The sequence below is a fragment of the Enterobacter cloacae complex sp. I1M genome (assembly GCF_014982425.1).
Lineage (GTDB): Bacteria > Pseudomonadota > Gammaproteobacteria > Enterobacterales > Enterobacteriaceae > Enterobacter > Enterobacter intestinihominis.
Genome location: NZ_JADCLG010000011.1, coordinates 49,833 through 60,573, shown reverse-complemented (window position 1 = coordinate 60,573; position 10,741 = coordinate 49,833). Strand labels below are relative to the sequence as shown.

Here is a 10,741-nt window from a genome sequence, read left to right as displayed (position 1 = left end):
TTACTAATCTGTATCGGTAACTTATAAAAACATTCAGATATATATCATTCTCCTGAACATACCTAATTAACGGCGGAATCTCACGGTTCTGCTGTTTTTATATTCATTTTCAGAGGAGTAATGATGAAAAAATCTGAAGGCTTGCAGTCGCTGCAGAGGTCGCTTTCTGGCCTGCCACAGTGGGCATCAGAGCGTATTCTGCAACAGATAAACCAGCTTGCTCACTACGAGCCAGCGATCGGCATTATGGGTAAAACCGGAGCGGGAAAGAGTAGCCTTTGCAATGCCCTGTTTGCTGGAGAGGTATCGCCGGTCAGCGATGTGGAGGCCTGTACCCGTGAACCACTGCGCTTTCGCCTGCAGGTTGGCGACCGCTATATGACGATAGTTGACCTGCCCGGTGTGGGGGAAAGTGGTGCCCGCGATACTGAGTATGCTGCGCTGTACCGTGAACAGCTTCCCCGACTTGACCTGGTGCTGTGGCTGATTAAGGCTGATGACCGGGCTCTGGCTGTGGATGAGCACTTTTACCATAAAGTTATTGGTGAGGCATACCGGCATAAAGTGCTGTTTGTTATCAGCCAGTCGGATAAGGCCGAACCCACCAGCAGTAGCGGCCAATTATCCACAGAACAAAAGCGGAATATCAGTCGCAAAGTCTGCCTGCTGCATGAACTGTTTCAGCCCGTGCATCCAGTGTGTGCGGTGTCGGTCCGGCTACAGTGGGGGCTGCGGGTGATGGCTGAACGAATGATTAAGTACCTCCCCCGTGAGGCCTCCAGCCCGGTGGTGGCGCAACTGCAACCTCCCTTTCGCACAGCGGCGGTCCAGGAAAAAGCGCGTGACGATTTTGGTGAAACCGTCGGCGCGGCGCTGGATACAGTGAGTACCCTGCCGCTGATATCGGCTCCGGTGCGGGCAGTCATACGCGCGGTGCGCGACACTGTGGTGTCGGTCGCCAGGGCCGTCTGGAATTTCTTCTTCTGAACGTTTAACGCTTGTCAGTTCTTTCCCGAGCCCTGTCGCCTGTGCGACAGGGCTTTCTTTTATTGTTTTTCCCGTTATGAGGAGTCTGCTTATGACCCGTCTGGCTTCGCGCTTTGGCGCTGCAAATCTTATCCGTCGTGACCGTCCGTTAACGCGTGAAGAGCTGTTTCGTGTGGTACCCAGTGTATTCAGCGAGGATAAACACGAATCCCGCAGTGAACGTTACACCTATATTCCCACCATCTCTCTGCTGGACAGTCTGCAGCGGGAGGGCTTTCAGCCGTTCTTTGCCTGTCAGACCCGGGTACGTGATCCCGGCCGTCGTGAACATACAAAGCATATGCTGCGCCTGCGTCGGGAGGGGCAGATTACCGGTAAGCAGGTGCCGGAAATTATCCTGCTCAACTCCCATGATGGCACCAGCTCTTACCAGATGTTACCGGGCCTGTTCAGGGCTGTGTGTCAGAACGGTCTTGTGTGTGGCGAATCGTTTGGCGAGGTAAGGGTGCCACACAAGGGGGACGTGGTGAGTCAGGTTATTGAGGGGGCCTATGAGGTGCTGGGGATTTTTGACCGTGTGGAAGAAATTAAGTTGGGACTATAAAACCAATAACCCATGTAGTTTCGGTAAGAAGATTATTATCAGCAATTTTGTTAAATACGATAAATGGGGCTATAACCTGAACTGGGGCTGGCAGCGTGACAGGCTGACGGATCTTGAACGAATGCTCACGATCCTCGAGGGACAATCCATCCCTGACAGTCGTGCGGATATTATCCGTCGTCTTGACGATCACATCCGTGAGAACAGGCACAGTACTCATTACGAAGATAAGATGTTTTCGATCAAATATTTTCAAAAAGGAACTGCACACATCATCTTTAATCGACCAGACCTGGTCGATAAACTGAATGACATTATCGCCCGACACTATCCCGGAATGCTGGCTGCAAGATAACGTTGATTTTTATTGAGTAAATTCACTTACATCAGCAGTTACATTGAAAAAATCAAAGGTGTAAGCTGATGAAATTTTTCATGTAACTTATTGATTAAATTGGTGCGATAATAGGAGTAAAACACAGCAAATAACCACATGTATTTAATGTGTTTAGTTTTTAATAAATCCCTAGATACCCGTTTTGATTTCGCTCCCGATTGAGGAACAAAACGGGCTATTCCGTAGCCCTGTACCAAGCTTGCCAACGATATTTATCCAGCCGTAACTGGCGCAGGCATTCCGCTATTTCGATGTCCGCCTGCAGGTCTTCGTCGCTGTCTGTTCCAGCTTTACTCGCTCCCCTGCACGGTTCCTGCATCAAATCAGCTGATGGAGTTGGCCGCATCGAGGGCTCGCTGGCGCAGCTGCACAGCGTGATCGTCAAAATCGCACTTAGTATGATTCGGGTCGTTAACATATTTCACCACGTCTCGGTAAATGGTCCGGTAAATCACTTTTCCTTCTGCGCTGGCCGCTGCCGCTTTCTGCTCACTAGTGGCGACGGCTTTCTCCGCTTTTTTGTTTTTCGCTGCATGCTCGCTGTTTACCTTGTCGCTGTGCGCATACCAGCCTTTCAGATAACCCGCGTAAAAGGTAACAGCGAAAAGCGCCAGCAGAACGCCCAGCGCTAACAGCTTTGCTTTAATGGTCACTGGTCTATCCCCCAGCACGTCAGTGCGCTTTCCTGATCCCGGCGATCGACCTGACCATAGCAACCGTTCTTCTGGCCTTTGGTCAATCTGCAATCGCGGCCGCCGTCTTTAATCCACCAGCGGATCGCTTCGCATGCACCTTTGCGGTCACCGGAATTGATGCGCTTATAGAACGTTGAGGGGAAACAATTACCGGGCCCGATGTTATAAGGGCAGAACGAAGCAATACCTGCTTTCTGCGGCTCGGTCAGTGGTACCTTGATATTGCGCTCCACCCACGCAAGAACCTTATCCCGTTCGATGGCGTTCACCTGATCGCATTTCGCCTGCGTCAGCTTCATGCCCTGCACTACCGGTTTACCATCCACCATTGTGGCGCCACGGCAAATTGTCCAGATCCCGCCGCCGTCTTTGTACGCTGTGAGGCTGTTGCCCTCTTTCTCATTCAGGAACTGGTCGAGAATTTGCGGGGCAGAAGCGCCAGCAAGTATCAACCCCAGAACAGCGGCGCTGAGCTTAGCCTTACTGGTAGCCATTGTCCCGAGCCTCTTTGCGACGATCGTCTTTAATTTTGAAATAAAGGTTTGTCAGATAAGTCAGCAGACCAAAGAGAATACTGGCGAGAACGCCAATTGCAGCCCACTGGCTGGGACTGACTTTATCGAGCAGTTGCAAAAGCCAGTAGCCAAAGCTGCCAATAGAAGTGCCGTAGGAAAGTCCCGCCGCCACGTCTGAAACGTTATTCATCCTCATGCCTCACCCCCGGTGGGGAAAATCGTATCGTGGCATGAGGGTAAGCGCGCAGGTCGGTCGGAATCCCGACCATATAGAGGAGGTCGATAAGGTTGACAACAAGTGCTAAACTTCTTGGCTTTCAGAATTGACTGATTTTTATAATGTTAAAGATATTCAGTAGATACGTTTCCGTTGGCGTGCTCAACACAGCCATACACTGGCTGTGCTTTGGCGCTCTGCTTCACTTCTTTGGGGTCAGCCAGGCGATTGCTAACGTTCTGGCATTCTGCATTGCTGTGACGTTTAGTTTTTTTGCGAATGCGAAATGGACGTTCAAATCACAGGCCACTTCCGGACGCTATCTCGCGTTCGTATTATTCATGGGGATCATGGCAGGCTTGACGGGTTACTTCGCTGATACTGTGGGCGCCCCTCCCGTGGTTACCCTAATAGCATTTTCCGGCTTTAGCCTGGTTGCCGGGTTCATCTACTCAAAATTCATTGTCTTTAGGGATGCGAAATGAAAATTTCTCTTGTCGTTCCGGTGTTTAATGAAGAGGAAGCAATTCCAATCTTTTATAAAACCGTGCGGGAGTTTGAAGGGCTTCAGCAGCATGAAGTTGAAATAGTCTTCATTAACGACGGCAGTAAAGATGCGACAGAATCAATCATAAATGCGCTCGCTGTGGCCGACCCGCTTGTCATTCCTCTTTCCTTTACCCGCAATTTCGGTAAAGAACCTGCGCTGTTTGCAGGCCTGGACCATGCAAGCGGTGAAGCTATTATCCCGATAGATGTTGATTTGCAGGACCCAATTGAGGTTATCCCGCACCTGATAGAGAAATGGCAGGCCGGCGCGGATATGGTTCTTGCTAAGAGAACAGACCGCTCTACGGATGGACGACTCAAACGCAAGACCGCAGAGTGGTTCTATAAGCTGCACAACAAAATCAGCAATCCGCAGATCGAGGAAAACGTTGGCGACTTCCGCCTGATGTCTCGAGATGTGGTTGAAAACATCAAGCTAATGCCAGAACGCAACCTTTTCATGAAAGGCGTTTTGAGTTGGGTTGGCGGCCGCACTGATGTTGTTGAATATGCCCGCGCAGAACGTGTTGCCGGGGATTCTAAGTTCAATGGATGGAAGCTGTGGAATCTTGCATTAGAGGGCATTACCAGTTTCTCAACTTTTCCACTGCGCATGTGGACGTATATCGGTTTGTTCGTTGCAGGCATGGCCTTTATCTATGGCGCATGGATGATCGTCGACACGTTAGCATTCGGCAACCCGGTTCGCGGCTATCCATCAATGCTGGTATCAATACTTTTCCTTGGCGGCGTTCAGTTGATAGGTATAGGTGTGCTTGGGGAGTATATCGGCAGGATTTACGTTGAGGTTAAAAACCGTCCTCGTTATATTTTGAAAGGGAAAAATAATGTTTAGTTTTCACAAGAAGGAATTGTCGTCATTTAACGCCTTCATGCTTTCTCTTGTCATAATTATATTTGGTTATTACCCGCTTATTAATGACAGAATTTATCTTGTTGATGATATAACCAGATCTATCAAAGGTTACTTTGGATGGATTGGGTTAGGAAGACCGCTAACAGAATGGCTTGCTATTGTTTTAAGCACAAGCTCTGTAAGGCTAGCGGATATAACACCATTACCTCAATTATTAAGCATGCTTGCACTAAGCTCTTTGGTAATTATTTTGCTAAAGAACACATTCAAAGATATTACTGTAGGTAATGTTTTAATATGTATCACAATTGCTGTTAATCCGCTTACATTTGGGAATATGCTTTTTAGGTTTGACTCACTGTCAATGGTTCTTTCTGTTTTGTTGCCCGTGATGGCATGGGACTCGCTGAATAAAAATAGAGTAGTTTTCCCATGCTTACTGCTTATTGCCTGTCTTTCATTTTATCAACCTGCAATTGCAATATTCCCATTATTGGTAATAACAAACTTTCTTCAGTCAGATAAATACAGCGAGAAAACAATAAGTTATATTTTAAAGGCTGTATTATCAACTTTCATTGCATGCATAGTCTATTATCTCGCGGTGGTTAAGTTAACAATAAATGGATCCGAACATAGAGCCGATCTTACTTCAAACTTTGCCCATGCTATTTTATCTGGGTTGAAAAACGCACTTGAGACAGCATCACAATCATATGGTTATATTTCGTGTGCGATCATTTCTATTGCCGCTATTATTTTTGCTGTAACTTATGTAAAAATATTCATTAAAATATTAAAGGGAGAAGCCAATAGAATAAAATGCATAAACATATTGATAATGATGGTGATTCCTTTTGTCATTCTCCTTTGCGCTATTGGGGTTAATTTAATTCTTAGCAATGGATATTATCCTGTTAGGGTTCTGTTTCCGGCAACCTTTATTATATTTATGATGCTAGCGGTTCCGGCCAATAGCAGCAAAAAAATAAATAATATAGCATCGATTTTATCAATATGTGTTATATTCTCATCTTTATCAGTTATATATGCGACAACATCTGCACTTTACCATCAGCAGAGATATGATTCATACATATTGTTCTCACTGACAGATAAATTATCAGCAATAAATAAAGGCAAGGATACCTACATATTTGGTGCCACAGAAGACTCTGAAGCATCTAAAACATCAGCGCGAGTATTCCCTATACTTAAATACATAAAAAACAATTATTTCGATATGACTTTAAGCCAGTCATTAATTAATAACGGGGTAAGAAATATTATTTTTTCTGGAGAAGCAAGGAAATTTTCGCAAGCTCTACAGAAAAAGGCTTGTGATGGCAGCATGGATAAAATATTTTCCACACATCAATATTCTATTTTTGAGAATGAAAACAACCTGCTTATTTCATTAGGTCAAGACAACTGTAAAAAATAGATATAGCCTGGCTCAGGCTTCTGAGCCAGCTTTTATTTGTTTCCTAAATCTCCCAAACGCGTTCGCCAGAGCTATAAATTCTGGATGTTGTCCCTGTTGGTATGTTGGTACCGTAAATTGCAACGCGCATCCATGCAGCCCCTGCCGGAACCGGAATCACTGTTGCACATTCAGTAAGGGTGCCATCAGCGCTTACAGCTCGTTGAGCTAACGCAGCTGATTGCACAGTGACTGATTTGTCTTCATTCAGGAAAGTTGTCTGAATAGTGGCAGTACCGCCGTTAGCTATGATCGCAAGGGTTTGCAACCATGCTTTAACTATCATTGTCTTGCCAGATCTGACACGCACATCCTGATAAAAAGACATACCTGTTGCCGTACCTGACGATGACCTTTCAAGCTGTCTAGCACCACTGTCATGTGAAGCCGATACTGAGGTCACTGCTGTCAGTGTAACGCCGTTGGCAGAATTAAGTGTCCAGCCACTGATTGACCCAAATCCCAATGATGTGAGCAGATTCTGAAAGAATGAAGGGTTTAGAGGCCATCCTTCCGTAGTTGCAGGTCCGGCATTCTGTAAAATACCGATTTCAAGCTTACGCATAGTTAATGAACTACTGTTTCTGACAACCTGCGTAACGTTGCCAATAGTGTAAAAACTCCCAACTTGCAATCCGTTAATAACCACACTTGTTCCTGCTGAGGTAACATCGATATAACAAGGCCTTCCTGTCGCACTTTCCACAGTTGGATTAAGACTGCTTGCCCCTGGTCCGCCACCCATGCTACCTCCATTAATTTTTAACTTGGAAGGCTCTTTTGATGCTGTATTTGCTATAGTTATCTTGGGATTATTGTTATTATTCTCCATATGACAATCATTAAGTGTTATGTTCCCTAGGTTTTGAGAAACATCTACGTCGTTGTAATCAAAGCTTGTTCCGTTAAATGTAAGCTCAACCGAGCTTGCGGTTGGTGCAATATATAACCCTTGTGCTGTTCCAGCAGTGTTTATGCAGTTATAAATTGAACCACCAAAGAATTGTATATTCTCACCTGAGTTAGAAGATGCTGTCCATGCAAAACCTCTAAACCAGGCAACACCACAATGCAAATTATCAAATTTCAGAAGATAACTATTAGGGCCAGTTACCGTTATGCAAGACTGGAAACCACGAACTATCAGATTAACAATGTTCAGATCTGATGTTTGCGATGATGCAGACTCACCGATCACCAATCCATTTGTTGTGAAAGTCTCATCAGGAACTGCTGCTGTTCCTGTTTTATATCTCCCCTCTATCTCGAGCTGATCAAGAGGCGTCCCAGGTTTATATGGTGGTGCCGGAATGGTCGCACTTCCACTACTGAGACGCACAGCAGTGATAGAGTTTGTCACCGTTTTTATTTTCATACCGCGCCAATCTGCGGTCAAGAATGGTGGTATGTAAATAGTAGATGTAATGTAAATTGTATTCCTTGTTGAACCGATAAACTTACGATTTTTTTCTACTGCAAAATAAATTGCTGCCTGAAGAAGGCTGGTCTGATCACCTGTATAAGTGGTGTTATAACCGAAGTGTTCTGGTTTCACATCAACTTCTTTTCGCTTCCATCGCGCTCCGGCAGTAGTGACAATATAATGTCCATTATTATCTGTTGACGTCGTATCCGTGGCGTCATACCAGAATACCCCGCCACCCGTTTTTCCCAGTCCAACGGTGTGCTCCCGTACGGTGATGCGCTGCTTGTCGAAAGATGGCTCGATTGTCCGTAGCGTTGCAATGTCTGGACATTCGCCGATGTACTTTTCGCCATCGGGTTTAGCAAGTTCTATCATTACATCGGACGCCGAACCAGAAGCTGGCAGAACGACGATTGGTTGCCCTGCAGCGTTAAACGCCAGAAGCTTGTTTGCGCGCTGATCAGCAGGCGGCAGAATGGAGACTGAAGACTCAGGAACACGCAGCGTACGCACCAGGCTGACATTATCGACATAGTTCCTGGTCGCTGCATCCTGCGCATTTATCGGGTCACCGAGATTCGCGATCCTATAACCTTCTGCGTTGAACGGACCACCAAATAGCGGACGTCGCAGCGCTAGCCCGAGATAAATAAAGGCACGCTGTATTGCCATCCAGAGGCGGTCGAAATCCTTATTCACTGTGTCGGCCAACAGATCGCCGTTGTCCTGGTAATCCGTTAACCGGTAGGTAGGAACAACACGTTCCAGCATGACCACTGCACCGCTTGCAGGTGGAGTAACGAAAACCACGTCACCCCCGCCGACGTTACCGACTCCTGATACGGAATATCCGCTGGTAACGACAGTACCGTTGATTGATACCTGAATATCACCGGCATTGATGATATAGAACTCGAAGGGGAAAACAGTCGTCAGACCGTTGGCGTTATAAATAATATAGGGAGTCTGGTTGGGTACCGACATGATGCGAAACCTCTGGCAGGTTAGTAATCGACGTCGACCAGATGATCTCCGTCACTTAACTGCCAATCTTCGCGCGCATGCCCGGTCGGAATCCCGACCACTTTCCCGATACGTACTGGTGTCTGACTGATTGCGCCGGCACCAGAATCGATAAAGTCATCCGGCTGGTTGGTCAGAGCCGGATTAAAATCACGCATCTGGTCATAGACAGGGCCGTCCAGTACATCGGTATGCGCCCATAAGAACCGCGACGACAGAGGCGCTTCGAATGCATCGAGGATGCGTTTCTGCTTGTTGGTAATGCTGAATTCTTCGCGCACGCCGCACCCGGTACCCTTGAGCGCCTGACGCAGCAATTTACCCGCGAAACTGCCGGGGCCGTTCACCTCAACGCACACAACCGGGATCTGATATTTGAGTACAAGCTCTTTGATCTGTGCGACCTGCCCGCCAGTGATTTTGTCGTTATCGTCAAATTCCGCGAGTTCCCCCGTAAGTTCCTTGCAGATGTGCCAGTACAGGTGCCCTCTGGCATCAGTCAGCATCAGCGAGAACGCCTAAGCATCGGCTTTAACTTTACCTGTGGCCACATCCCACCAGGCGACAGCGCCAACGATTTGCACGTTACCCAGCCAGAGCGAGGCCGTACGGTTCGCATAGCGGATCTGCGGATGGATGTTGTACTCACGGATACGGTCAGGATCGAGACGAACGTCGCCAACGGGTTTACTGTGCAGCTGATACTGGCTATCCCACTCGTTAACCGTGCGAGTTTCTTTACGTCGATTCTCCATTTCCTCGCGAGTGAATCGCTCAGGCCAAGCGCAATCCGCGTAGAAGTCGATAACGGTATCGGGCGCGGTGGCAAACTCAACACCGCCGGCCGTAATTTTATAATCGACATCCTCGACCAAGAGCCGCGCCGCTTTATGGATGCCCGCGAAAACGTACTCTGGCCTGAAAGATAATTCGTAGCGCAGCTGCGTGGCGTCTTTCGCTTCAACGCGTTTTTCTTTCTCAAACAGCCGGATGGTAAGACAGTCTGCGCCCATAGACTCGACCTCATCATAAAGGCTGTCATGCGTGTGCGGTGTACCGATGTAGAGCTTTCGGCCGCCTGGGATAAGAATGTGTGTCTGCTCGCCTAGGCGATAGCGCAGTTTTTCGCGTGCCTCAGGCGTCTGGATATTACGGGGGACCTCAACGTCATCGTTCTGACATTCGTTAGCTCGGGCCGAGGTTACGTTAGACAAGATGCCTTTGGCGTACATGCTGCCGTTACGTAAATCCAGCGCGCCGTTGACCCACCACTGCTCAACTGTCCCCTGCCCGTCCGGCAGCATGCCTTTGGTCAACGGATGGTTGCGCAGAACGTTCTGCGTATCGCGGCTGGTTTTATACGCGGTGCCGTCTGATTCCGACTGGTGAAGAATGCGGTACTGACGCTCGCAGTAGTATCGCCAGGCGTTGTAGACCGCAAGGATCGTTGATTTACCGAAACCACGGAAACAGCGAAGCACCGCGAGGTTTCCGCGATGCTCCAGCCAGTGGCAGGCCTGATAGTGGCAGTCCGGAACGTCCCAGTTCATTCGCTCCGCCCACATTAAAAAGAAGGCGAGGAACGAAATCATTTTTTCCCTTTCTGCAGGCGCTCAATAATTGCGGCCGCCTCTCGCTCTGCTTTTGAAACCTGCTGGCCCAGTTCAAAGGCTTCGTCATCCTTTCCGGGATTATCCGACGGTGTACCGCCTCGCGTCTGCATGCCGATAAGTGAATGCACCTTAATCAAGAGCGTCAGCGATGCAGCTGCATTCTTCTTATCCCAGTCGCGGTCGCCGCGTTCGTCTTTGGTCAGTTCACTCGGTTTTTTACCTGCCCCCGGCCAGTTATCCGGATCGGCTTCTTCAAGCACCACATCGGTGAGTTTATCGGTTAGCGCGGTAAGGCGTGTTTTGTAATCCTGATGCATAAAAAAGCCCCGTAGTGAATACAGGGCTATGATGACGC

General features: G+C 47.9%; 9 protein-coding genes and 3 pseudogenes. 6 read left to right on the top strand and 6 right to left on the bottom strand.

All coding sequences use genetic code 11. The annotated features are described in order from the left end of the window. Positions 1–123: 123 nt before the first annotated feature. From INF86_RS07370 to INF86_RS07360, 3 genes and pseudogenes are all read left to right on the top strand, one after another. On the top strand, positions 124–987 hold the full coding sequence (locus INF86_RS07370; RefSeq protein ID WP_193543385.1) for a GTPase family protein: 864 nt from the start codon (positions 124–126) through the stop codon (positions 985–987). 91 nt (positions 988–1,078) lie between these two features. Beyond that, positions 1,079–1,573 (top strand): annotated as a pseudogene (locus INF86_RS07365) (DUF932 domain-containing protein); the annotation flags it as partial. Next, positions 1,551–1,946, top strand: a pseudogene (locus INF86_RS07360) (DUF4942 domain-containing protein); the annotation flags it as partial. The pseudogenes INF86_RS07365 and INF86_RS07360, both read left to right, overlap by 23 nt. Before the next feature lie 365 nt (positions 1,947–2,311). On the opposite strand, the gene INF86_RS07355 reads toward INF86_RS07360, so the two are convergent. Genes INF86_RS07355 through INF86_RS07345 form a run of 3 tightly spaced genes read right to left on the bottom strand, consistent with a single transcriptional unit; the run spans position 2,312 to position 3,388 of the window. Next, the gene (locus tag INF86_RS07355) at positions 2,312–2,641 is read right to left on the bottom strand and encodes a hypothetical protein (RefSeq protein ID WP_063148323.1); all 330 of its coding nucleotides are present in this window, start codon (positions 2,639–2,641) and stop codon (positions 2,312–2,314) included. Continuing rightward, on the bottom strand, positions 2,638–3,177 hold the full coding sequence (locus tag INF86_RS07350; RefSeq protein ID WP_126503146.1) for a lysozyme: 540 nt from the start codon (positions 3,175–3,177) through the stop codon (positions 2,638–2,640). The genes INF86_RS07355 and INF86_RS07350 overlap by 4 nt, the downstream gene beginning before the upstream one ends. Further along, the gene (locus INF86_RS07345) at positions 3,164–3,388 is read right to left on the bottom strand and encodes a class II holin family protein (protein ID WP_038415426.1); all 225 of its coding nucleotides are present in this window, start codon (positions 3,386–3,388) and stop codon (positions 3,164–3,166) included. The genes INF86_RS07350 and INF86_RS07345 overlap by 14 nt, the downstream gene beginning before the upstream one ends. A gap of 149 nt (positions 3,389–3,537) precedes the next feature. Here INF86_RS07345 and INF86_RS07340 point away from each other — a divergent pair, with 149 nt between their 5' ends. Genes INF86_RS07340 through INF86_RS07330 form a run of 3 tightly spaced genes read left to right on the top strand, consistent with a single transcriptional unit; the run spans position 3,538 to position 6,285 of the window. Further along, on the top strand, positions 3,538–3,900 hold the full coding sequence (locus INF86_RS07340) for a GtrA family protein (protein WP_038415424.1): 363 nt from the start codon (positions 3,538–3,540) through the stop codon (positions 3,898–3,900). Beyond that, positions 3,897–4,820, top strand: coding sequence for a glycosyltransferase family 2 protein (locus tag INF86_RS07335; RefSeq protein WP_154051918.1), 924 nt, complete (start codon positions 3,897–3,899; stop codon positions 4,818–4,820). Before INF86_RS07340 ends, INF86_RS07335 begins: the two co-directional genes overlap by 4 nt. Continuing rightward, positions 4,813–6,285, top strand: a complete 1,473-nt coding sequence (locus INF86_RS07330) for a glucosyltransferase domain-containing protein (protein WP_126504239.1) — start codon at positions 4,813–4,815, stop codon at positions 6,283–6,285. The genes INF86_RS07335 and INF86_RS07330 overlap by 8 nt, the downstream gene beginning before the upstream one ends. A 43-nt stretch (positions 6,286–6,328) precedes the next feature. On the opposite strand, the gene INF86_RS07325 is transcribed toward INF86_RS07330, so the two are convergent. The 3 genes and pseudogenes from INF86_RS07325 to INF86_RS07315 form a co-directional block, all read right to left on the bottom strand. Next, the gene (locus INF86_RS07325) at positions 6,329–8,734 is read right to left on the bottom strand and encodes a phage tail fiber protein (protein WP_154051920.1); all 2,406 of its coding nucleotides are present in this window, start codon (positions 8,732–8,734) and stop codon (positions 6,329–6,331) included. Positions 8,735–8,754: 20 nt separating this feature from the next. Then, positions 8,755–10,365, bottom strand: a pseudogene (terL, locus tag INF86_RS07320) (phage terminase large subunit). Beyond that, complete coding sequence (locus tag INF86_RS07315; RefSeq protein ID WP_063148317.1) at positions 10,362–10,703, bottom strand: hypothetical protein; 342 nt, start codon at positions 10,701–10,703, stop codon at positions 10,362–10,364. The pseudogene terL and the gene INF86_RS07315 overlap by 4 nt, the downstream one beginning before the upstream one ends. Positions 10,704–10,741: the final 38 nt, after the last annotated feature.

Excerpts from the sequence above, each read along its gene's own strand:
- INF86_RS07370 (WP_193543385.1), top strand. The coding sequence starts at position 124 with ATGAAAAAATCTGAAGGCTTGCAGTCGCTGCAGAGGTCGCTTTCTGGC.
- INF86_RS07350 (WP_126503146.1), bottom strand. The coding sequence starts at position 3,177 with ATGGCTACCAGTAAGGCTAAGCTCAGCGCCGCTGTTCTGGGGTTGATA.
- INF86_RS07345 (WP_038415426.1), bottom strand. The coding sequence starts at position 3,388 with ATGAATAACGTTTCAGACGTGGCGGCGGGACTTTCCTACGGCACTTCT.
- INF86_RS07340 (WP_038415424.1), top strand. The coding sequence starts at position 3,538 with ATGTTAAAGATATTCAGTAGATACGTTTCCGTTGGCGTGCTCAACACA.
- INF86_RS07335 (WP_154051918.1), top strand. The coding sequence starts at position 3,897 with ATGAAAATTTCTCTTGTCGTTCCGGTGTTTAATGAAGAGGAAGCAATT.
- INF86_RS07330 (WP_126504239.1), top strand. The coding sequence starts at position 4,813 with ATGTTTAGTTTTCACAAGAAGGAATTGTCGTCATTTAACGCCTTCATG.
- INF86_RS07325 (WP_154051920.1), bottom strand. The coding sequence starts at position 8,734 with ATGTCGGTACCCAACCAGACTCCCTATATTATTTATAACGCCAACGGT.
- INF86_RS07315 (WP_063148317.1), bottom strand. The coding sequence starts at position 10,703 with ATGCATCAGGATTACAAAACACGCCTTACCGCGCTAACCGATAAACTC.